Origin of the sequence: Alicyclobacillus sendaiensis NBRC 100866 (genome assembly GCF_001552675.1) — a bacterium.
Taxonomy (GTDB): Bacteria; Bacillota; Bacilli; order Alicyclobacillales; family Alicyclobacillaceae; genus Alicyclobacillus; species Alicyclobacillus sendaiensis.
In genome coordinates this window covers 1-22,115 of record NZ_BCRQ01000017.1, presented here as the reverse complement: position 1 = coordinate 22,115, position 22,115 = coordinate 1, and the positions used below count along the sequence as shown (strand labels likewise).

The 22,115-nt window shown below is 66.1% G+C and carries 19 protein-coding genes; 8 read left to right on the top strand and 11 right to left on the bottom strand.

Annotation, left to right across the window (positions count from 1 at the left end; translation table 11 throughout):
- Positions 1–41: 41 nt before the first annotated feature.
- The gene (locus tag AS26_RS05105; RefSeq protein WP_062306785.1) at positions 42–1,118 is read right to left on the bottom strand and encodes a YheC/YheD family endospore coat-associated protein; all 1,077 of its coding nucleotides are present in this window, start codon (positions 1,116–1,118) and stop codon (positions 42–44) included.
- Between the two features lie 88 nt (positions 1,119–1,206).
- Positions 1,207–1,560 carry a preQ(1) synthase gene (gene queF, locus AS26_RS05100; protein ID WP_062306783.1) on the bottom strand — a complete coding sequence of 118 codons (354 nt, stop codon included), beginning with the start codon at positions 1,558–1,560 and terminating at the stop codon, positions 1,207–1,209.
- A 67-nt stretch (positions 1,561–1,627) separates the two neighbouring features.
- Between queF and AS26_RS05095 the strand changes: the two genes are divergently transcribed.
- Positions 1,628–3,067: a methyltransferase RsmF C-terminal domain-like protein gene (locus AS26_RS05095; protein ID WP_062306780.1), complete on the top strand. Its 1,440-nt coding sequence runs from the start codon at positions 1,628–1,630 to the stop codon at positions 3,065–3,067.
- Here AS26_RS05095 and AS26_RS05090 read toward each other — a convergent pair.
- Complete coding sequence (locus AS26_RS05090; protein WP_083515992.1) at positions 2,986–3,903, bottom strand: 3-hydroxyacyl-CoA dehydrogenase family protein; 918 nt, start codon at positions 3,901–3,903, stop codon at positions 2,986–2,988. The two genes, AS26_RS05095 and AS26_RS05090, sit on opposite strands and share 82 nt — an antisense overlap.
- Positions 3,904–4,035: 132 nt before the next feature.
- Here AS26_RS05090 and AS26_RS14830 point away from each other — a divergent pair, with 132 nt between their 5' ends.
- The gene (locus tag AS26_RS14830; RefSeq protein WP_281176946.1) at positions 4,036–4,164 is read left to right on the top strand and encodes a hypothetical protein; all 129 of its coding nucleotides are present in this window, start codon (positions 4,036–4,038) and stop codon (positions 4,162–4,164) included.
- On the opposite strand, the gene AS26_RS05085 is transcribed toward AS26_RS14830, so the two are convergent.
- The 4 genes from AS26_RS05085 to AS26_RS05070 all read right to left on the bottom strand — a co-directional run bounded on the left by AS26_RS05085 (position 4,161) and on the right by AS26_RS05070 (position 7,533).
- Positions 4,161–4,937: an SDR family oxidoreductase gene (locus AS26_RS05085; RefSeq protein ID WP_062306777.1), complete on the bottom strand. Its 777-nt coding sequence runs from the start codon at positions 4,935–4,937 to the stop codon at positions 4,161–4,163. The two genes, AS26_RS14830 and AS26_RS05085, sit on opposite strands and share 4 nt — an antisense overlap.
- 40 nt (positions 4,938–4,977) lie before the next feature.
- A complete protein-coding gene (locus tag AS26_RS05080; protein ID WP_245629622.1) occupies positions 4,978–5,283 on the bottom strand; it encodes an LSm family protein in 306 nt (101 codons plus the stop codon).
- A gap of 177 nt (positions 5,284–5,460) precedes the next feature.
- A complete protein-coding gene (locus tag AS26_RS05075; protein WP_062306776.1) occupies positions 5,461–6,768 on the bottom strand; it encodes an MFS transporter in 1,308 nt (435 codons plus the stop codon).
- Between the two features lie 15 nt (positions 6,769–6,783).
- Complete coding sequence (locus AS26_RS05070; RefSeq protein WP_062306773.1) at positions 6,784–7,533, bottom strand: PIG-L deacetylase family protein; 750 nt, start codon at positions 7,531–7,533, stop codon at positions 6,784–6,786.
- A gap of 150 nt (positions 7,534–7,683) precedes the next feature.
- Here AS26_RS05070 and AS26_RS05065 point away from each other — a divergent pair, with 150 nt between their 5' ends.
- From AS26_RS05065 to AS26_RS14640, 5 genes are all read left to right on the top strand, one after another.
- Positions 7,684–8,634 (top strand): aldo/keto reductase family protein, encoded by a 951-nt coding sequence (locus AS26_RS05065; RefSeq protein WP_062306771.1) that lies wholly within the window; start codon positions 7,684–7,686, stop codon positions 8,632–8,634.
- 11 nt (positions 8,635–8,645) lie between these two features.
- Positions 8,646–9,887: a molybdopterin molybdotransferase MoeA gene (locus tag AS26_RS05060; RefSeq protein ID WP_062306768.1), complete on the top strand. Its 1,242-nt coding sequence runs from the start codon at positions 8,646–8,648 to the stop codon at positions 9,885–9,887.
- Positions 9,888–9,978: 91 nt separating this feature from the next.
- The gene (gene galU, locus AS26_RS05055) at positions 9,979–10,869 is read left to right on the top strand and encodes a UTP--glucose-1-phosphate uridylyltransferase GalU (protein ID WP_012811348.1); all 891 of its coding nucleotides are present in this window, start codon (positions 9,979–9,981) and stop codon (positions 10,867–10,869) included.
- 165 nt (positions 10,870–11,034) lie between these two features.
- A complete protein-coding gene (locus AS26_RS14645) occupies positions 11,035–11,280 on the top strand; it encodes a LysM peptidoglycan-binding domain-containing protein (protein WP_169793471.1) in 246 nt (81 codons plus the stop codon).
- A gap of 102 nt (positions 11,281–11,382) precedes the next feature.
- Positions 11,383–11,631 (top strand): C40 family peptidase, encoded by a 249-nt coding sequence (locus tag AS26_RS14640; RefSeq protein ID WP_245629626.1) that lies wholly within the window; start codon positions 11,383–11,385, stop codon positions 11,629–11,631.
- 222 nt (positions 11,632–11,853) lie between these two features.
- On the opposite strand, the gene AS26_RS05045 is transcribed toward AS26_RS14640, so the two are convergent.
- The 3 genes from AS26_RS05045 to AS26_RS05035 all read right to left on the bottom strand — a co-directional run bounded on the left by AS26_RS05045 (position 11,854) and on the right by AS26_RS05035 (position 19,658).
- The gene (locus tag AS26_RS05045) at positions 11,854–12,345 is read right to left on the bottom strand and encodes a hypothetical protein (RefSeq protein ID WP_062306766.1); all 492 of its coding nucleotides are present in this window, start codon (positions 12,343–12,345) and stop codon (positions 11,854–11,856) included.
- 111 nt (positions 12,346–12,456) lie between these two features.
- The gene (locus tag AS26_RS05040) at positions 12,457–16,152 is read right to left on the bottom strand and encodes a UvrD-helicase domain-containing protein (RefSeq protein ID WP_062306763.1); all 3,696 of its coding nucleotides are present in this window, start codon (positions 16,150–16,152) and stop codon (positions 12,457–12,459) included.
- Positions 16,149–19,658: a PD-(D/E)XK nuclease family protein gene (locus AS26_RS05035; protein WP_062306760.1), complete on the bottom strand. Its 3,510-nt coding sequence runs from the start codon at positions 19,656–19,658 to the stop codon at positions 16,149–16,151. Before AS26_RS05035 ends, AS26_RS05040 begins: the two co-directional genes overlap by 4 nt.
- Positions 19,659–19,774: 116 nt before the next feature.
- Between AS26_RS05035 and AS26_RS05030 the strand changes: the two genes are divergently transcribed.
- Positions 19,775–20,989 (top strand): MFS transporter, encoded by a 1,215-nt coding sequence (locus AS26_RS05030; RefSeq protein ID WP_062306758.1) that lies wholly within the window; start codon positions 19,775–19,777, stop codon positions 20,987–20,989.
- 92 nt (positions 20,990–21,081) lie between these two features.
- Here AS26_RS05030 and dusB read toward each other — a convergent pair whose 3' ends face one another.
- Positions 21,082–22,068 (bottom strand): tRNA dihydrouridine synthase DusB, encoded by a 987-nt coding sequence (gene dusB, locus AS26_RS05025; RefSeq protein WP_062306755.1) that lies wholly within the window; start codon positions 22,066–22,068, stop codon positions 21,082–21,084.
- Positions 22,069–22,115 lie beyond the last annotated feature (47 nt).

Here is a 22,115-nt window from a genome sequence, read left to right as displayed (position 1 = left end):
ATCACGGCCCCTTCGCGGGAGGTGCGCCTTTCCAGCTGCCATCAGCGCCGGATGAGCCAGTGCGCGAAGCCCGCCTGGCAGGCGGCCAGCTTCTCGAGCATCGGCCGGTCCAGGAGCGATCGCGCCGGTTTGGGGTTCATCTCGATCATCCGGACGCTTCCGTCTTCCTCCACCGCCATGTCGAAGCCGACGAGCCCAACCGTCGGGTACCGGCGCGACAGCGCCTCGGCAATCGATTGAGCGGCCTTGACGAGTTGCTCCACGGGCACGTCCTTGCCTTCCCGGTTGGCGGCGGAGACGAGCCGAGCAAGCGTCCACCGCTCTCCGCCCGCGATGAGGTTGGTCACCACGCCGTCTTGGGCCGCGAGTTTTGGCACAATCCCGATGAGCTGCCACTCGCCTCGGTGGTCACGGTGCAACACGACGCGAAAGTCCACCTTGCGCCCGCCCACGCGCAGGAGGCGAAGCCCGCGCTGGACCAAATACCGCCCTCGCAGGGAGCGGATGAAGCTCGCCAGCTGCGCGCGGTCCATCACGCGCTCCCAAGTCCGCACGCGGCCAAAGCGGCGATCCGCCCGGGCCCGCACGCGCCCGTCGAGGAGTTCCAGCCGGTGCACGTTGACGCCGCCGTAGCCGCCGCTCGGCTTGACGTAGACGGTTCGCCAGCGCTCGAGCGCTCGCCACAGCGCCTCCGCCGTGGTCAGCGCCTCTGTCTCCGGCGCCAAGTGGTCCAATTGGGCCCGCTGCAAGAAGCGGATCATCTGCCACTTCCCGGGCAGCATGGGGTTGAAGAGCGGCACGCCGCGTCGCCGCGCCTCCGCTCTGAGCGGCGCGCTGTAACCCTGGACGGCGAGATGCACATACACGTTTTCGTAAATCACATCGGGAAAGCGAACCGAGACAGGTTTCCACTCCCCGTCCGGCCGGTCGGGATCGACGGGAGCGAAGGCCGAAAGGCGAGACCAGTCCGCCTGTCGGCCGGGATCGAACAAGCACACGCGCAGGTTGTGTCGCCTCGCCGCCCGGGCGATCCGCCGATAATGAGCGCCGGGGCGGCCGTGTCGCGGTACCGCGGTGGTGGCAATGCCGAGCCAGAGTCCGTCCTGATGGTTGGCCACGCGAATCCCCTCGCATTCGATTCATGGTATGCGAGAGGCCCCGATTTGCGCGAAAACGCGATCGCGCCCGGGCGATCGCGTTTTGCCGTCATTTGCGGTATTCTACGGTCACCTTGGTGTGAATGCCACCGCGAATCGTGAAGTCGCCCACGACCTTCGCGTAGTGCGGCTCTGCCGCGGCGACGAAGTCGTTCAGAATCCGGTTCACGCAGTCCTCGTGGTAGCTCGCCTCGTTGCGATAGCTCCAGAGGTACAGCTTCAGCGACTTGAGCTCCACCAACTTCTGATCTGGCTCGTACTGAATGTAAATCGTCGCAAAGTCCGGTTGACCCGTCATGGGACACAGGGTGGTAAATTCCTGCGTCTCCATCTCCACGGTGTACCGGCGATCCGGATGCGGATTAGGCACCGTCACAAGCGCCTTCGACGGCTGGTTCAACATGGAGAATCTCACCCCTTTGGCATTCTAACGTTCGGTTTGCGCGCGGACAAGCGAGGAGGATGGACCCATGCGCAATCCACCCGAGATACCGGCGGCCTTTGTGCGCCAAATGGAGCACTGGCTGGGCGCCGAGGCGCGCGATCTCGTCGCCGCGCTTTCCGCCAAACCCTGGCGCGGGCTTCGCTACGCGGCGGTCGCACGGCCTCGCGGCGAGCTGCCGCCAAGCCTCGCGCCGTTTTTGAGCGGCGGCGTCCCTTGGGCTCCCGACGGTTTTTACCTCGCCCCCGGCCCATCGCTCGGCTACACGGTGCTCCATCAGGCAGGCGCGTTTTATCTGCAGGATCCGTCCGCCATGGCCGTCGCCGTGGCACTCGATCCACAGCCTGGCGAGCGGATTCTGGACTTATGCGCCGCGCCAGGCGGCAAGACGACGCACGCCGCGCTGATGGCGGCGCGAAGGGGCGGCGCCCAGCTCGTCGCGAACGACGTCCACCGCGATCGCGTCCTCGCCCTCGCGGAAAACGTCGAGCGCGTCGGCGCGCCGTGCGCCATCACCAACGAATCGCCCGCGGCGCTGGCCGACGCATGGCCGCAGGCGTTCGACGCCATCGTGGTCGACGCGCCCTGCTCCGGCGAGGGCATGTTCCGAAAAGACCCGGCTGTGCGCGCGGAATGGCGGCCCGACGCGCCCGAACGTTTCCAGGCGCTGCAAAAAGACATTCTGCGCCACGCGCTCACCATGCTGAGACCAGGCGGGCGGCTGGTGTATTCGACGTGCACGCTGAATCCACTGGAAAACGAGCAGGTGGTGCTGTGGCTGCTCGACCATTATCCGGTGGCACTGGAACCGCTGCCGGACTGGCCCGAGTGGCGCCCGGCGCGGAGCGACTGGGCGGCCGACCGCGAGGGGGTGGGGCTCGCGAAGCGCCTCTGGCCCCACGTCGGGCGAGGCGAAGGGCACTTCGTGGCGCGCTTCCGCCTGCTGGAGCCGGTGGCAACAAGCCCTCGGCGGCGTCCGAAGGCCGGAACCCCCTCGACCGACAAGGCCTGGGACGCGTGGCTCACGTCGCTCGTCGCGGAGGTGCCGCCCACCTGGCGGAAAACGGTCGCGCGCAAGGCGGTCGTGTTCGCGGACGCATTGGGCGATCTCGCCGTTTCTTCGCTTCGCGTCCTGCGGCCCGGGCCACCGATCGCGGAACGCAAGGGCCAGGTGTTTGTCCCGCATCACGCGGCGTCCCGCCTCCTGCCGCCAGGGGGCTTCCGAGCGACCGTCGAGATCGACGAGGAGACCGCCATCCGGTACCTGGCAGGCGAACCCCTCGCACTTCCCGCTGGCTATGACCACGAGGCCACCTTCTGCGCCGTGGCCCACGAGGGATTTCACCTGGGTTTTGCCAAGCGGGCGCCGGGACGCCTCAACAACCTCTATCCGAGGGGCCTGCGCTCCACGCGCATCGAATCGCTCGCCGCGCTCGCGGCAGAAGTCGATACGTCGTCGTACACGTAAAACCCCTCCCCGCTCTTGCGCCCCAGTTTGCCCGCGCGCACCATCTGGCGCAACAGGCGCGGCGGGAGATAGCGGCTGTCTCCCGTCTCGCGCGCGAGCTTCTCACTAGTGGCGAGGACGTGATCGAGCCCCATGCGATCCGCCAGCTGCAGCGGGCCCACGGGGTGTTGCAGCGCGAGGCGCATCGCCTCGTCGATGTCGCTCGCGCTGGCGACGCCCTCCTGCAGGGCGCGGATGCCCTCGTGGATGAAGGGAATGAGGAGGCGCTGCACGAGAAAGGGCGGCACGTCGATGGTCTGAATGGGCGTGAGCCCCGCGCGCTTGCAGAATCGGAGCGCGAGCTCGTGGGCCTCCTCGCACGTCACGTATCCGCGCACCACCTCCACGACGCGCGAGGACGTGGGCGGCTGCGGAAAGTGGAGCCCGAGGAACCACTCCGGCCGAGACGTGGCGCCGGAGAGCTCCGTGACGGAGAACGTCGACGTGGTGGTGGCCAAGACGGCCCTCGGTGGAGCGAACCGGTCCACGTCCCGCAACAGGGCCATCTTGGCCTCGAAGTCCTCCGGAATCGCCTCCAGGACGAGATCGGCATCGCAGGCCGACTCGAGGCGAGGCACCGTTCGGATGCGCCGAAGCACCTCCTCCATCTCGCCGGGCGTCAGGCCGTAGTGGCGCGAGCGAGCGGCCAAGCGCTGTCCCATGTGGAAGAGCGAGCGCTCGAGAACCTCTTCCTGGATGTCGTACAGAAGCACCCGCATTCCGCCGAGTGCGGCCGCCATCGCGACGCCGCGGCCGATGAATCCCGCCCCGATGACTCCGACGGATTGAACGTCCACCGACCTTCCTCCTTCCGCCCAAGGCCAAGGCGGCTCCTTGTTGACCCGATTGGTGGTATAGGAAGCTCGAATCCATCAAAACCTGTGAAGTGCTGATGCACGATGCGTTTACACGCGGGAGGAGGACCTTGGATGCGCGACAGCACGGCGTATCTCATTGCCGCAGCGTGTTTCGCCGCGTACCTGACCTGGCGCCTTTCCGACGGCCTCAGGCGCTCGTTAAGAAAGCGGCACGGCGCGGACGAAGAGCCGAAGTCTTAAGGCTCGGGCCTGCGCGGAAAGGAGTCCTTCGCCACAATTTCCCGGGCGCCGGTGACTTCGAGCACCGTGCCATTCACTTCCTGGCTGTCTTCTCGCAAGAACCACTCCACCGCGCGGGCTACGTCTTCTCCGACCGGCGGCCGTAATCCTTCCTCGGTCCGCACATCTTTCACGTCCTCGATCATCCGCATCTTGTCCTCGCCGCGGATGTCCCCCGGGCAGACCATGTTGGCCGTGATGCCGTAGATGCGCTCCTCGCGCGCGATGGAACGCGTGAGCGCCGCCAAGCCGGATTTCGCGGCGGCATACGCTGCGCGAAACCGCCATCCGCGTGCTTCGCCCGCGCCGTCGTATCCCACCGTGACGTACCGCCCAAACCGGTTGGCGCGCATCTCATGCACGGTGGCTCGGTACAGCCAGAAGAAATTCGTCAGATTGCCGTCCATCATCAGGCGCCACATCTCGTCGTCGTAATCCGCGAGCGGCCTTCGCTCAAACACGAACGGGCCGAAGTTATGGACCACCGCATCGATCCCGCCCAAGGCGCCCCTCGCTGCGGAAACCGCACTTTGAATGTCGTCGCGGCTAAACAGGTCGCAGTGGATGGGTAGCGCGCGGCGCCCCGACTTCTCCACGCGCCCCGCAAGGGCCACTGCCTCCTGCTGACTGCTCCCGTAGGTAAACGCCACGTCCCAGCCGGCTTTCGCCAATGTGAGCACCATGCTGTGGCCGAGCCCCTTTGCGCCCGACGTGATGAACGCCACTTTCGCCACAGCTTGTCCCCCTTTCGAGCGTGCGGTGGGAGGGGCCCCCTCACCACCAGCAGGGTCCCCACCACCAAGGTGCGAGCGCCAAAGCGACAGCGACAGCCCATGGAATGAAGATGAGCGGCCAGATCCACCACGCCGTCTCGGCGTCGAGCGATTGCGGAAGTTGATCGAGGGTGCGGACGTCGGATTCGCCGTCAAACCCCGTCACGCGCGCACCTGGGCGGTACACACGCAGGTACATGCCGCGATCGTCCACGTGATGAAGGATGCCGTAGTGCACGCCGTTGTGCGTGTGCACCACGACGGGCCGGCCGATGTAATTTCTCGCGACCGCGCGCAGGTCCGCCACGATCCATCCCTCCTTTGCCGCGTTTGTTGTACGGTACGCGGCAAGCGCGCGAAAGGGATGGACGAAACGGAAGGGTGCCCGCGCAAAAGGGCGTAGACCTCGACCCAATTTCCACTCATTGTACGGGTTTTCGGAGTGCGAAGCCAGCCCTGAACGCACGAGCGCGGTTAGGTGCGATCACGCCCCCTCGCGGCGCAGCATTCGGTGGTACACCCACATGCACCAAAAGGCGACCGCGAGAAACAGCGCCGGAACCAGGCCGAGCAAGAGACGAAACCCCTCGATTGCGCTCGGCGGTTGGACCTCCGCCCCGGCCCGATATCCCGAGACCTCGAAAAAGATGGCCATGACGGCGTATTGCAGGGATAGGCCGAGGCGCACGATGCATCCGTTCACGCCCAGGTACATCCCTTCGCGTCGGCGGCCTGTCCGGCGCGCGTCGAGATCGATCACCTCGGCCAAGAGCATGTTCAAGAGCACCATGAAGCCCGCGACGGGGACGCCGAGGCAAAGACCGGTTGCGAGCACGGAAGCGGGCGACCGATCGACGAGGAGGAGGGCTTCGATGCCGGCGTACAGCGCGATGGCGGCCATGGCTGAGCGCGCTGCGCCGTAGCGAATGGCGGCGCGCGCCCAGACGAACGCGACAGGCATGGCCACGAGGAAGATGCCACCGAGAAACAGCGAATTTTGCAACGGGCTCAAGCGTACCACGTACGACGTGTAGAACGAGGAGGCCGTGGTGAAGAGCGTGGTGGTGAACTGGACCAGGAAACTCGCCGCGACGTACCACAGAAAGGCGCGGTTCCGGAACGTCTCCCGGAGCGCCTCGCGTAAGCGAAACGGTTCGACAGGTTGGTCCGTTTCGAAGCTGCCCCACAGGGACACGTACATCGAGGCGACGGCCACCGCGGCGAAGATCCACGCCATGCGCGACCAGCCAAGGGACTGCCCAAGTGACTTCGAGAGGGCGACGCCGGCGATGAGCCCGACGATGCCAAAGACCTGCTGGAGCGCTGACACGTACGCTCGATCTCGGGGCTCGGTGTACATCTCGGCGTACAGCGCGTTGGCGTTCAGGGCTGCGAACGTGAAGGCGAGATCGAACAAGAAGGTCATAGCGAGAAAGTAGACGACGAGCCCTGCCTTAGTCAGGTGAGGCGGGGAGAACAAGAGCGCGAAACAAAGCCCATACGGGATGGACGCGACGGCGACGTAGGGAATGCGCCGGCCGAAGCGGGTTCGCGTGCGATCGCTCACGTGGCCCGCGACGAGATTGAACAGGGCGTTCAGCACGCCATAGACGATGAGTCCGCTCGACAACCGAACCGCAGACACGCCGTGGTAGGCCACGTAGTCGTACACGGCGACGGCGTTGAACGCCTGCCAAAGCATGTTGACGGCGATCTGATTTGCGGCATACGCAGTCTTCTTCGCGGCCGATGGGCGCGGCCGAACGGAAGGATGGAGGCCGACTTGGGCCATGGGCACGCCCCCGTTTCAACTCGTCATGGCATCCGGAAAGAAGTGAAGTTGGCGAGGCGACAGGAGCTTGAAGGACTCCGCGAGCCGCCCGTCTGGTGCGTCAAGGAGCCGTTCCGCTGCCGCCCGCGCTTGATGCTCCAGATAGGCCTTCAACATGGGCCATTCCGGCGTGCCAAACTGGCTCGCGTGCGCTTCGATCGCCCGGATCTTGGCGTGCCAGTGATCCGTCACGTCCACAGCCGTGTTGGAATACGCGCTCGCGTAAAACGCAAACATCGGCGGCACATAGGCCGGCAGCGTCTGCGGTACCGTGAGGCTTGCCAAGCGAATGGCGCAGGCTGCCACGGCGCGCCCGGTTTTGACGTGATCTGGATGCGCCTCGTACGGCGTCCAAGGATCCACGGTGACGACCACTTCTGGGCGGATGTCGAGGAGCACCGGCACGAGCTTGTCGATCACGTCCATCTCCGTGTAGGATCCGAGGTCTTCGAAACCGAATTCGATGTGCTCCCGGACCCCGAGCGCCGCGCAGGCCGCCGCGAGCTCCTCCTGCCGGCGGCGGGCGAGATCCGCCGGTTGAACCGGGCCCACGGCGCCGTAGCGCCCGTCGGTGACGGTGACGGCAACCACTCGACAGCCCTTTGCGGCGAGCTTGGCCATGGTGCCGCCGGCGCCCACCTCGTTGTCGTCTGGATGAGGCTGAACAAAAAGCGCCGACCGCACGTCGTCAAGCGCTTTCAGACCGAGCAATGCGCGTACATCCATACGAGTCCTCCCTGTCGCCGCAGTGGTGTCCGTAGCAAGGATTCGACGCCGGCTTGCAAAGTCCTGTGTGCATTGCAAAATCTGTGGGAGAGAAAGCGGTTTGGTCTTCGCAGAAAAAGCCAGTACAATGGGAGCGGAGGTGTCCGCGCCATGAAGTACCGGAGACTTGGAAAGAGCGGACTGAAAGTGTCCGAAATCGCGCTCGGCAGCTGGCTGACGTACGGAACCGTGACCGAGCGGGAGCAGGCGATAGCCTGCGTGCGCAGGGCGTACGAACTCGGCATCAACCACTTCGACTGCGCGAACGTGTACGGTGCGAAACCGCACGCCGCCGAGGAAGTCATGCGCGAGGCACTCGCGCCCTTCCCCCGCGAGAGCTACATCATCACGACGAAAGCGTTTTGGCCGGTGGGACAGGGGCCGAACGACCGCGGGTTAAGCCGGAAGCACATCGTCGAACAGGTCCACCAAAGCCTCAAGGCGCTCGGCGTCGACTACATCGACATCTTTTACTTCCATCGCTACGATGCCGAGACGGATCTCGAGGAGAGCTTGCGCGCGGTAGACGACCTCATCACGCAAGGGAAGATCCTGTACGCGGGCTTCAGCGAGTGGCCCGCGGATAAGATTGCGGAAGGCGTTCGTCTGCAGCGCGAACTTGGGCTGCACAAGTTTGTGGCCAGCCAGCCCATCTACAACATGTTCGAGCGGTATATTGAAGCCGCCGTCGTGCCCATCTGCGAGACGGCCGGCATTGGCCAGGTGGTCTTCTCGCCGCTCGCGCAAGGCGTGCTGACGGGCAAGTACCGCAAGGGCCAACCCGCCCCGGCGGGCTCGCGCCTCGCGACCCCGGGTGTCAACCAGTTCATGAAGGTGACGGACGACATTCTCGACAAGGTCGAGCGGCTCGAGAGCATCGCGAAGGAGGGCGGCCTCTCGCTCGCGCAGCTCGCGCTCGCCTGGACCTTGCGCCTCCCCAACGTGGCGAGCGCGCTCATCGGGGCCAGCCGGCCGGAACAGGTCGAGGAGAACGCGAAGGCCTCCGGCGTCGCGCTCAGCGACGACGTCCTGGCGCGCATCGAAGAGGTGTTGAAAGGCTGAGGGACCATCCGATGGAAGTCATCGCATTCGACGAGGCGTGGGCGCGGCTAGAGCGGCATCTGCCCGTGCAGTCCACCGCGCCCATCAGCTCATGGGCTTATACCCATCCGCGCTGGCTTGCCGAGGATGTGGCGGCGGCAGTCGATCTGCCGCCGTTCTCTCGCTCCATGATGGACGGGTACGCCATCCACGCCGAAGACCTCGCCGCTCGAACTCCGCTCCACGTGGTGGCGGACGTGCGCGCGGGGGACGAAGCCCCAGGCGCGACCCTCGCGCCCGGGCAAGCGGTCCGCGTGCGTACGGGAGCGCCCGTGCCCCCCGGCACGGCGGCGGTGGCCCGAGAAGAGTGGGTGGAGGCGGAAGATGGCGCCATTCGCCTCCTCCGCCCCGTGCCTGCGGGCGAGTCGGTTCAGCCTCAGGGCGACGACGCGCGGCGCGGCGACGTGATCGCCAGAGCGGGCCAGGTGCTCGACGGGCAGACCCAGGCCGTCTTGCGCGCAGCCGGCGTCCACGAGTGCAAGTGCCTGGGGCCGCTCACGGCGGCCATCCTGTCGACGGGATCCGAGTTGGTGACCTCCCCTCGCGCCGAGGGATGTTTGGCGCCAGGACAGGTGTTTGCTGCGACCGACGCGTTCCTTCAGTCGGCGCTCGGCCAGCTCGGCGTCCCCGTCGTCGCGGTGGAACACGCGGCGGACGATCCCGCCGCCATCACCGACGCGGCGCAGCGACTCGCGACTAGAGCGAATCTGCTTCTTCTGACGGGCGGCGCCTCCGTGGGCGACGCGGATTACGCCCGAGAGGCGCTCGACGCCATCGCGGGCGGCGAAGTTCTCTTCGAACGCGTCTTCATGCGGCCGGGCGCGCCCTTTCTTGCGCGGCCCACGCCCCATGGATTTGCATTTGGCCTGTCGGGCAATCCGGCGGCCGCGTACGTGCAGTTTCACGCCCTCGTGGTGCCGTTCGTGTTGCGCTGGCTCGGTGCGAAGGAAGCGCGCCCGTTTCCACTCACGGCCCTGGTGGAAGGCGAGGTGCGCGCGAAGCCGGTCAAGCATACGCGCGTGCTCCGCGGCCACCTGCATCTGCGCGGCGCCACGCTCGTCTTCCGCGCGGAGGACAGGCAGTCTTCGGGCAGCTTGACGGGCCTCGTATCGACGAACGCCATCGCGCGGATGGACGGCGACCGCCTGGCCGACGGTCAGGCGGTCTCGGTCGCCTGGACGCGAGGCTGGCTCCCGTCGCTCGGCCTCGTTTGATTTCCAGATAGAGGCGTAGCGCGCGCGCTGCAGGATGGCTAAAATATGGAGGACAGGCCGATTTGTGCGAAACATCGCAGAGGTGAAGGATATGAAGGTCAGAAAGGCGGTCATCCCGGCCGCGGGGTTCGGCACGCGGATGCTTCCGGCCACCAAGGCCGTGCCGAAAGAGATGCTGCCCATCCTGAACAAGCCTTGCATTCAATACATCGTGGAAGAAGCCGTGTACTCGGGGATTGAGGAGATTCTCATCATCACCGGGCGCGCGAAAAAGGCCATCGAAGACCATTTCGACCGATCGCCCGAGTTGGAACTGCACCTGGAGCAAAGCCGCAAGTCGAACATGCTGACCGAGGTGCAGGCTATCTCGGATCTGGTCAACATCCACTACGTGCGCCAGAAGACGCCGCTCGGCCTGGGGCACGCGATTCTCTGTGCGCGGTCGTTCGTCGGCGGAGAGCCGTTTGCCGTCCTGCTCGGCGACGACATCATCCAGTCGGACGAGCCCGTGGTCCGGCAACTCATGAAGCAATATACGGATCCGGAGCGCGCCCTGCTTGGCGTGCAGCCCGTGCCCGCGGCCGACGTGTCGAAGTACGGGATCATCGAGCCCGCGCGCCTCGTGGTGGGCCCGGAACCGTTCCCCGTCAGGCGGCTCATCGAGAAACCGAACGAAGCCGAGGCGCCTTCGAACTTCGCCGTGCTCGGACGATACATATTGCCTCCGTCCATCTTTGACGCGCTCGAGCAGACGCCCATCGGCCACGGCGGCGAACTCCAGCTGACCGATGCCCTTCAAAAGCTCGCCGCGATGGGGCTCGTCGACGCGTACCAGTTCGAAGGCGTTCGGCACGACATCGGCAACCTCGAGGGTTGGCTCAAAGCGAACCTGGCGTTCGGTTTGGAAGATCCGAAGCTGGCCGCGTCCATGCGCAAGTGGCTGATGGACGATCGCGTCCAGAGCCGCCTGGCGAATTACTGAAACTGAGTTGGCCTGCCTAGCGCCGGGATCGGGAGAGACCGGCGCCTTTTCATTTGGAACACATCATCACGGATGCTTTTCGCTGCTTTCATTTCCATAAAGGATTCTTGTCCGCCTCGAAATCGAAGTTGGTCTACAACCTTCGATTTCGAGAGGATGGAGAGCATGAGACGACCGAGCGCCTGGATGTTGACCACCCTGACGCTCAGCTTTGTCGCACTTGGCCACGCCATCGTGCTCGCGGCCACCGAAAACCAGCCCGCCACGTACACGGCTCGCCCGGGCGACACCCTGTACCGCATCGCAGAGGCTTGCCACCTGCCGCTTGCCGCCCTGGAACTCGCCAATCCTCAGCTGTCGAACCCGAACGAACTCGTCGCCGGACAACAGGTTGCCTTGCCCACCGTCTAGGCGGTCCAGCCCGGCGACACCGTCAATCTCATCGCCAAGGCGCACAACCTCGCGAGTTCGGCCATCCTCCAGCCCACCCTAGGGATCAACCCCTTGGACCTCATGATTGGGCAGTATGCGAAGTCGTTTCTCGGCACGCCATACTGCTGGGGCGGTGACTCGCCGAAGACAGGCTTTGACTGCTCCGGTTTCGTCGTCTATGTCTTCGGACACTTCGGAATGAAGCTGCTGAGAGAATTGCACGATCCGGCACCGTCGGGGCGCCTGTCAGCGTCTCCAATCTTGAGCCGGGCGATCTCCTCTTCTTCGCCGATACGGACAGCTACGCGTCGCTCTATCCCCACCACGTGACCCACGTGGGCATTCAACATGGGCAACGGCCGATGATTGAGTCGTCGTCCGCCCACAACGGCGAGGCGTGGTCATCGTCCAAAACGTCTTTCAAAATCCGTACTACGTCGCCCATTACTACGGGGCGCGAGACGTGATTGGATCCTAAGGCCTAGCCGGCGGCCGGGGCACCCGTCCCCGGTCCACGCGCGATCCAGCGCCGAGCAACCGCTCCGCTTGTCCTCAGTCCACGCCCCACCACACGACGTCCCTGCGAAACGCAATCAAGGAGAGTCCCACAAAGACGACGATGACGCAGACCACGTTCAGGAGGGGAATGCCAACCCCGGCGTAAAAGTACGCGTAGACGGGGCTCATCCCAAACCCGCGAAACAGCCTGGCAAACCACACCGCCAACACCACACCGCTCACTGTCGACGCGAGGATATTCGCCCACCAGAACGCGTGGCCGCTCCCCGGCGGCGACACGGCCAAGCCGGCGAGCGAGACGGCCATCGGAAGCAGAATCCACCACCCGCGCATGCCGATGGCATTCAGGATCTTGATGGTGTTGTACACCGGGATCCATGCCGCCCACGGCTTGCTGACGCCCGTCTTCTTCAACACCCGATACAAGACGATGGACCCATACACGTACACAGGAACGCTGACGACCACGACGATGATCAGGACAATGCCAAGCACCAAAGCCGTCGTTTGGGGTGAAGCCGCCATGCCTATCCCCATCCCCGATTGGATTGAGCGCTGTCGCTCTCTCCTGACTATATCGGAGACAGGAAGTAGGATCAATGTGTGGTGCTAGACCCTCTTCATTCCTAAGCCATGTCAGCGAGGGAGTTCACCCATCTGGCGCTGCGCCCATTGCGCCAAGCGAACGCCCAGCGGGCTTGGCACCGTCGAACGGGCCGTTCTCGCGTGAACGAAGTACAGATACACCTCGGGCTCCGCCCCAACCGCTTCCCGCACCGCCGCGGCGTAGGTCGCGACCTGCGGCTCGTAGGCCTGCACCAGCCGGTCGAGATCGGACCGATTCCGCACCTGGTCCGTCTTATAGTCAATCACCACATACCCGCGCGCATCCCGAATCATGCAGTCGATCACGCCCTGCACCAGCACGGGCGCCTGAGCGTCCCCCGCGCGCACATCCAGCCGATAGAAGAACGGCTGCTCGCGATACACCTCGTCGGCCGCGAGCACGCGGCGACCCAACGGCGAGGCGAAGAACGCAAGCACGTCGTCGGGATCGAGCGCCAAAGCCGCGCGCTCGTCCAGAAGCCCTTGCTCCAAGAGTGCCTGCGCGACGCGCGCGACCTCATCGGGCGTCGCGTAAGGCTGGATGGGGGCTCGCTGCATGAACACGTGAAACGCGATGCCTCGCTCGCGCGGCGACGCGCTGCGCTGGCGGACGAAGGCTGGATCGTCCAGCACGGCGCCCGCGCGGCGGCCGCGCGCCTGCAGCTCTCGCTCGGCAAACAGGCGCCGGATGTCGGTGGCGGTGAGCTTGCTCGGGAGCGAAACGCGCGGTCCGCTCTCGGCAGTGGCTGGCCGTACCTCGCGATACCGCCACGCCGGGCCTTGCCACAGGCGGCGAAGCTCGCGCTCCACCTCCTGCGCGGGCGGGATCGGCGCTCTGAACGAGGACGGCCGCGCGTCGCCGCTCGTCGATTCCTGCGGCCTGCCGGCCACCTCAACCTGGAGCTCGAATCGAACGCCTGCCGCGTCTGGCAGGGCGGCCCGAGCGTCGCCCGCCTCCCTTCTCAACCAGGCGCCGTCAGGATGGCGCATGAGCGCAGGCAGGATCCAGGACGCGTAGGAGTTCCCTTTGAGAAACGCCTCGGTCGCGAGGCGGCCCTCATCGTCGTGGCTTTCGGCCACATCGGCGAGCTTCGCCACGTCGCCCGCGTGGCCCACGAGCACGAGCCGCTCCTTGGCCCGCGTGAGCGCGACGTAGAGCACCCTGGCCTCCTCGGCGCGCGACGCCTCGAGGTCGGCCTGTTCCACGGCAATGGAAGGGACGGTCCGCCAGGTGACACCGGTCCGCGTGTCGCACATGGCCGCGCCCACGCCCAGGCGGCGGTGAAGCGCGAGCGTGCGCTTGTTGCGCTGAAACTGGCGGCCGATGCCGAGCACGTACACGTGCGGAAACTCGAGCCCTTTCGAGCCGTGAATCGTCATCACCGCCACGCTGTCCGTGCTCGCCCCAGGCGCGTGGCCGAGATCGACATCCGCTTCCTCGAGCCCCCGGACCATGGCGAGAAAACGGTAGAGGTCTCCCGCGTGGGGCGCGTGGGACTTCGCCAGGCGAATCAATTGCTCGAGGTTCGCCACGCGGGCGAGCCCCCGCGGCATGGCGCGGAGATACAGGTCGATCTCGACCTCGCGCGCGATGTCGCGTAACAGATCCCCCGGAGAGCGCGCCTCAGCGAGGCCTCGCCAGCGCTCCAACCGCTCCACGGCTGCGCGCAGTGCCTCCCGCGCCTCCGCGCCATCGGCCGCGGCCTTCCGCACCGCGTACCACAAGGGTCCCCGCGGGTGAGCTATCCGCGCCGCGGCGAGATCTTCGTCGGACAAGCCCAGAAACGGTGATTTCAACGCCTCGGCGAGCGCCAAGCTGTCGAGCGGGTTGTCAAGCGCCGCGAGCAGAGACACGGCCCAGCGGATCTCCATCGCGCGAAAGAATCCGCTCGACGAGCGCGCCACTGCAGGAATGCCGCGGGAAGCGAGCACCTGCACGACAGTGTTCAGCTGCTCGCCGCCCGCGCGAAGCAGGATGGCGACGTCCTGATACTGCAGCTTCCGGGGCGTGTCGGAGGCGCGATCGTACACCTCTTCGCCCGTTTCCATGGCCCGGGCAATCTGGTCCGCGACCCACATGGCCTCGACTTCGAGTTTTTCCCTGGCCACCTGTTCGTCGTCTTCCTCGCCCGCCTCATCCGGCGCCTCGGACAGCCCGTCCTCCTCTTCCCGTCCTGTTTCGGCGTCTCCCGAGAAGAACAACTTGATCTGAACGGGACACGGCCCGCCTTCGTCGTCGGGATACGCCGCTTTGGCCTTCATCTCGTGCCCGTCGGCGTAATCGAATCCCGCGACATCCGCGTGAAACAACTGTGCGAATAGGTAGTTGACAAAGCGCACGATGCCAGATCGGCTGCGGTAGTTGGCCGAAAGGTCGATGGCCTCGCCGCCGTCACCTGCGGCGTACCGGCGATAGCGGGCGAGAAACAGCCCGGGCTCCGCCATGCGAAACCCGTAGATGCTCTGCTTCACGTCCCCCACGAGGAACAGCCCGCCCGGCGGCGCGACGGCGTCCACAATCGCGTCCTGAATGGGGCTTGTGTCCTGGTACTCGTCCACGAACACGTACCGGTATCTCGCGTGAAGCGCGGCGCGAACCCCTTCGTCCTTCGCCAACAGGTCGTGCGCCAGGTGCTCCAGATCGGAGAACGACAGGCGGTTTTCCTGGCGCCTTGTCGACTGAGCGCGGGCCAGCGTGTCGCGGGCCACGCCGATCAGCGCCTCGACGTGCGGGCGCATAGCGCGCACGTCCGCCTCGAGGTCGGCGCGACCGCGGCCGAGCACCTTCCGCGGCACCTTGAGAGTATCGCCTGCCTTTTTCCGCCACTTCTTGTACGGCTCGTACTCCTTGGCGAGCCGCGCCGACCGCCATTCGAGGAGCGGCGCGATCGCGTCGGGATCGAACCTGGCGCCGTGCGCCGCGAGGAGGGCGAGCGCTTCGTTCAGCTGCGCGAGGATGGCGTGCGCGCCCGCCATGGTCGCCTCCGGCGCGCGCAGCCGCTCGAGCTCCTTCACGCCCCTGCGCATGTACTCGGCCGCCTGTGCGACCTTCATGCGCGCCCAGCGCGCGAACGCCTCGGCGAACGGGCCCGCCCACAGCTCGTCTGCATCGTAGTGGTGCGCGATCTCGGCGAGCCAGCCGGCGGGATCGACCTGGCTCAGCGCGACACCGCACAACTCGCACACGGCGCTTACCGCCTGCTGCCGCCGGTGAAGCCTCAGAGCCGCGAGGGCGCTGCCAAGCTGCGGCCCGCGCTCGGGATGGCCCGCCCATTCGTCGAGCACCTGCTGCGCCGCGGCGCGCAGCAGGACGGCGTCCTCCTCGCCGGACAGCACGCGGAAGCCCGGGACAAGCCCCGCCTCCAGCGCGTGATCGCGCAACAGGGAGAGGCAAAAGCTGTGAATTGTCGAGATCTGGGCGTCCTTGGCGCGGTGGGCGAGCCGGCGGAATCGCCGCGCCTTGGCGGATTCGCCTGCTCGTTCCGCCTCTTCGGCGCGTTCGGCCAACCTGCGCACGATGCGCACCCGCATCTCTTCCGCCGCCGGCTCGGTGAACGTCATCACGAGCAGCTGGTCCATCCGAAACGCCTTATCCCCCTCCGCCAAGCTCGCGATGCGCTCTGCGAGCACCGCGGTCTTGCCCGAACCGGCTCCGGCCGACACCACAAGGTTGGTCCCTCGCGCCCGGATGGCTCGCGCTTGTTCCGGCGACCACGTCACACTCACGGGTTCGCACCCCCTCCTGCGATCACGTCGTCAAACGTCAGCTTCGGCACGGCGCGGTACAGATCGAAGTGATCCGCGCGCTCGAAGTGGCACAAGGTGTTGTAGGGACAGTTCGTGCAGCCGCTGTCCTCGTGGCTCAGATGATACGGCGACACGCGCACGTCGCCCTCGGCAATGGCCTTCGCCGCCTCCCCCGCCCGGCGCTGCACGTGGCGAAGGACGGCCTGCCACTCGTCCTCTCGCCAGGCGGTCGCATCCGCTGCCCAGGCGCCGTCTGCCCGCAGCTGCCTGCTGAAGAGGGCGGAGCCGCGGCCAGGCGCAAGGTCCTCGTTCACGCGCACAAGGGCGCCCTCGTCGCGCAGGAAGAAGCCCTTGGCTCGATACGCGCCGAGCTGCGCAAACGCCTCGCGCGCTTCGGGTGGGCTGTCGAGGACGTTTCGCCTCGCCACAAGCGGCATGTAGAATGCGCCGTACAACCTCGCGGGCCGTCCTTCCGCGGCCTCCGCCTCGCGCATCGCCACCAGGGCATACAGCAAGAGTTGCAGCTGCAGCCCTTCGTGCACCTTGGACGGGTGAAGCGACGTGTCCGACGACTTGTAATCGTACACGCACAGCCCCAGCTCCCCTTGCTCGAGGCCATCGACGCGGTCGATCCGCCCGTCCAGCACCACGCGCACCCCGTTCCACGCGCCCACCTCGACATCGCGAAACTCCTTCTCCAGCCACAGGGGACGCATCTGGCCGCGCGCCAACTGCATCCAGATTGCGCGCACCACGAACTCGAAGTGGCGCCGCCGCTCTGCCACATAGGCGCCCATCTCCGGTCGTTCGAGCTCAGCTTCCAGCTTGGTGTCTTGCGCGGCCTGCTCGAGGGCCTGGTGGGCAATCTCGAGCAAGGCGGTCTCCAGCGCCTCGTCGTCCAGGTCAGCCAGGCGCGAAATTTGCTCCGCCAACCGCTGCGTCGCCACCTGGACCGCGGCGTGGATCCAGGTGCCGGCGTTCCGCTCGGCCTCCGGCTGGAGCTCGAGCGGTTCCAAGCGGAGGGCGTACCGGGCGAAGTGACGATAGGCGCACTTGGCGTAGGTCTCCAGTCGACTGACACTGACGCGAATGGGGTCGCCGTACAGATCCCGCACCCACTCGGCAGGCAGTCGCCATGGCCGCGGGCGATGACACAGCCCCGCGAGGACGCGCTGAAACCGGGCGTCGTCCCCCGCCCCGGCCCACACGTGGGTCAGCACGTCCTGCACGAGCGGATTCTTTGAAACCTCCGCAAGCGCCGCCCCGGTGTGCACGCGGCAGAGCGCGTCGGCGAGCAGGCGCATCGCCTGCACAGGGTGAACGGGGACTGCGCCGTTCCCGCGCGCTTCGTCCACCCTCAGGTGACCTCGTTCGACGAGCGACGCCAGGGCTTGCGCGAGGTGTCGTTCGATCCCGCCCTCGCTCGCCGCGCACGTCACCACCACCGCCTCGGACGCTCGCGTCATGACCCGATAGGGAAGGCACTCGAGGTTGCGACGCTCGTCCTCCGTGGTGCGCCCGAGCGGGCGGAGAAAGACCTCGGCGAAGGCGAGGCGCTCGTCGTCGCGCAGGATGCCACTCGGTGCCACGCGCGGCGGCAGCGACGCGTCCTCCGCGGCCACGACGAACACCCGGGGCCGGGACCAGTTGTCGGCGCGCGCAAAGTCGCAGACGAAGACCGCATCCGCATCGCTCGGAATGCGCGTCAGTCGCTCGGTCGCCATGGACTCCAGGACGAGATCCGCCACCTCGTGACTCGGCAGGGCAATCTCAGGCTGGAGCGTGGCGAGATCGTCGAGAAGGGCCGTCACCGCGCTCCACGCCTGCTCGTGGATCACGCCGACCATCGGGTCATCGTCCACCTGAACGACGGATTGTGCAAGCTGGTCCTTGACACCAAACGCCTGGAGCAGCGACCAAAGGGCCCTCGCCGCCTCGCTCAAGCGAAGCGCGGGCTGCGCAAACGCCCGGACGACGGGAGCGAGAGCGTCGGCCAAGCGCCGGCGCGTCTCGTCGGCCTCCTCGTCCGACAGGCCGGACGTCGTGCGGAAGGCGCGGGCGCCAAAGCTCCAGGGCTCCGGATTCAGCCACGCTGCCGCACCGCTGACGCCATGCTCGCGGACGTAGAGATCGAACGCCTCGCGCCGCTTGATGGGCACCAGCGGACAGCGGAGCAGCGTGGCGATGGCGTCGAGATCGAACCCGGTCCGCACCGCGCCGATGGCCCCGCGCAACAGCTGTCCCACAGGGTGATCCGCCAAGGTGGCAAACGAATCGATGGAGACCGGGACCCCGCGCACCGCGAGCTCGTCGGCGAGATCGCGCCCAAGGCCGTCGAGCGCTGGAACGCACACCGCGATGTCCCGCGGTCGCACGCCCTCGTGTTGCACCCAGTACGCGATCTCGTCTGCGACCGCCCCCAACTCCTCGGCGCGATCGCGAAACTTTGTCACGCGGACGCCGCGAATCGGCTCTTCGGGCGCGTGGCCCGCGAGCGCCCGCTCGAAGTGCAGGAGCGGTGAGGCTCCGAATCGGCCGGCCCTTTCGCCCCGCGGCATGCGGCAAAACGCCTGTTCAAGCGAATCTCGCGCAAAATCCCGCGCACATGCGAGGAGGTGGTACGCCGCCACGGCCTCCGACTCGCTCGCGAAATGCTCCTCGTGCGCGTCGATCCAAACGGACAGGTGCGGCCACGAGGCCTGCGACGAAGCCTCCGCAAACAGGGCTTCCCAACCTTCTCCCTCGAGGCCGGTATCCTCCCAGGTGATGACCAGCCGCTTCGTGCGCCGCGCTAGCGCCGAGATGAACTGGCGCTCGGCCGGCGAAAACGCGTGAAAACCGTCCAGGTACACAGACGCGCCTTCGATCCAGGGGACGTGTGGCACGGCCTGGGCGGCCTCCGAAAAGCGAAGAGGCGGATCTGCGAATCCCCTCTCTTCGGCGAGTTGCCTGTATCTCACGTACAGCTTCAGCACGTCGCCCAGTTTCCCCACGAGTGACCGGTGCACCACCCGCCGTGTCGCTTCGACCTCTTGCGAGCGGGCTGCGGACATCTCCAACAACGCCGCGAGTTGTTCCGGTGAGACCCCGTGCGCAGTCAGCTCGTCAAACGCCGCAAGCAGGTGGTGGTAGAGCGATGGGCTCCGCACAGCGCGGCGCAGCGGGCCGAGAGAGGGCTCGAGCTCTTCGTACGCCGCGCGCAGCAGCAACTGCCTCCCCACCGGCGTCAAAAGAGGCCTTGCCATGCCACCGTGCGCGCACACGCGATCTGCCAGTCGCCTCAAGGTCACCACTTCGACGCGAAACGCCGCGCGGACGCGCTCCATCAACAGCGTCTCCGCCGCGAACGCCGTCGACTCCGGAACCACCCACAGGACGGGCGGGCCGAACGGCATCGCTTCCGCGGCGCGGCGCATCTCCTCCGCGACGAGAGACGATTTTCCGCTCCCCGCAGGTCCAATCCACCATTCCACCCGGTTGGACATGGCCTTCATCCTTTCCGCCTATTTCGAGCCATTCTCGTCGCCCCGCTTGGGCGGCTGTCACCGTTCGCACATGCGGCACATATACCGTGGGTAAACGCACAGGAGAGGTGAGCGCAGTGGTCGATCCCGTCTCTCTCCCGGTCAAGCGCGTGTCGGCGGTTCGAATCCTGGTCTCCTCAGGCCTTGGACTTTTGTTCGACGCGTTTGACGTGGGCCTCTTGTCGTATGTACTCGTGGTTCTCGCCAAACAGTGGCATCTGACGCACGCGGTGACCGGCCTCGTCGGAAGCGTGAGTTCCCTCGGCATGGCCGTGGGATCCGCCCTCGCGGGTCTTTGCGCCGATCGATTCGGCAGGCGTTCGCTGTTCATGGTCACCATCTTGATTTACAGCCTCGCGACGGGTCTTTCCGCGTTTGCAGCCGGTATTGGGATGTTCTTTGTGCTGCGCTTCTTCGTCGGCCTCGGGCTCGGGGGCGAGCTGCCAGTGGCCACGACGTACGTGCTCGAGTCCTCGCCAGACGAGGTGCGCGCCCGACGCGTCGTGTTCCTTGAGTCGTTCTGGGCCGTGGGATCACTCGCGGCCGCGCTGGTGTCCTACTTCGTCATCCCGTCCTTCGGTTGGCGCGTGGTGTTCCTCATCGGCGCCATCCCAGCCCTGTACACGCTGGTGTTGCGCTTTGCCTTGCCCGAGGCGGAGCGGTACGCTCGACTCAAGCGCCGGAGCACGTTTGGCGAGTCCGTGCAAAACATCTGGTCGCGAAAGCTCGGCCGCCGCTCGCTCGTGGCTTCCGTCGTCTGGTTCGTCATGAACTACAGTTACTACGGTATGTTCCTGTGGCTTCCGTCCGTCTTGTACGACAAGGGATACTCGCTGGTACACAGCTTGGGCTACTCGCTCATCATGACGCTCGCTCAAATTCCAGGATACATGACGGCTGCGTGGCTTGTCGAACGGTGGGGCCGGAAGCGGACGCTCGTCGCGGCGATGATCCTGACCGCGCTGTCGGCGCTCGCATTCGGGTTTGCGTGGAACACGGTCTCGCTCATCGTCTTTGGCCTCTTGCTTTCGTTCTTCATGCTCGCGGCCTTCGCAGCGACGTACGCCTTTACCGTGGAGCAGTTCCCAACCATGTTCCGGGCGACGGGCATGGGGTGGGCGGCTGGGTTCGGCCGGTTCGGCAGCGCCATCGCCCCGTTTGCCACGGGGTGGCTGCTCGGAGCACATCTTGGTTACGGCTGGGTGTTTGGGGTCTTCTTTGCGGTGCTCTTCGTGGGGTTTGTGATTGTGACGGCGCTCGGCAAGGAGACCAAGGGAGTCGCGCTGGAGTAAGCATTCAGAGGGTTTCGTCGCATGTGGTGGCCGCCGGTCGTCGCACGTCCACGAACGGCGGCCTCCTCTCATGGACAACTTGCGAAGGGCTGTCACGCCGTCTTTCTGCGCAGCACCCAATCGCAGTAGTCGCGCAACACGGCCTCCATGCCGGCCATGGTCGTCTGCTGATTGATGAGCGTCCGGACCTCCGCGGCGCCAGGCAGCCCCTTCACGTACCAGGCCGCATGCTTACGCATCTCGCGCACCCCGATGTCCTCGCCCTTGAACTCCACCAGCATGCGCATGTGCCGCAGCGTCACCTCGAGCCGCTCTTCCACCGAAGGCGGCGGCAGCAGTTCGCCGGTATCTAGATAGTGGGCAATCTCGCGGAAGATCCACGGGTTCCCGAGTGCCGCCCGGCCCACCATGACCGCGTCACACCCGGTCTCTTCCATCAGTTGCTTCGCGGTCAAGGGATCGACGACGTCCCCGTTGCCGATGACGGGAATACGCACGGCCTCCTTCACGCGGCGGATGATGTCCCAGTCGGCCTTCCCGCTGTACATCTGCTTGGCCGTCCGCCCGTGCACGGCCACCGCTTGCGCCCCCGCCTCTTGGACCGCAAGCGCCACCTCCACGGCGTTGACGTGATCGTCATCCCAGCCCTTTCGGAACTTGACCGTCACCGGCTTGTTCACGCGGCTCACGACCGCTCGCACGATTTTCGCGGCGTAATTCGGATCCCGCGCGAGCGCCGCCCCGCTTCCGGTCTTGCAAATTTTCAAGACGGGGCAGCCCATGTTGATGTCGATGAGATCGGCGTTCGTCTCGCCCACCATCTCTGCGGCCTGCTCCATGGAGGCGAGATCGTACCCCACGAGCTGGAGGCTCACGGGATGCTCGTCCGGCAGAATGGTCGTCATTTTTTTGGACTTCTCGTTTCCGCTCACGAGCCCTTTGTCACTGACCATCTCCGCGCACACCATGCCCGCGCCGAGTTCCTTCGCGAGCCGGCGGAACGGAGGATTGCACACGCCCGCCATGGGCGCGAGGATGACCGGGTTGTCCAACGTCACGCCAGCGATGGTGACCTTCACGCGTACCTCTCCTTCGCCCGAACCGGAATGCATGTCCGATATTATAA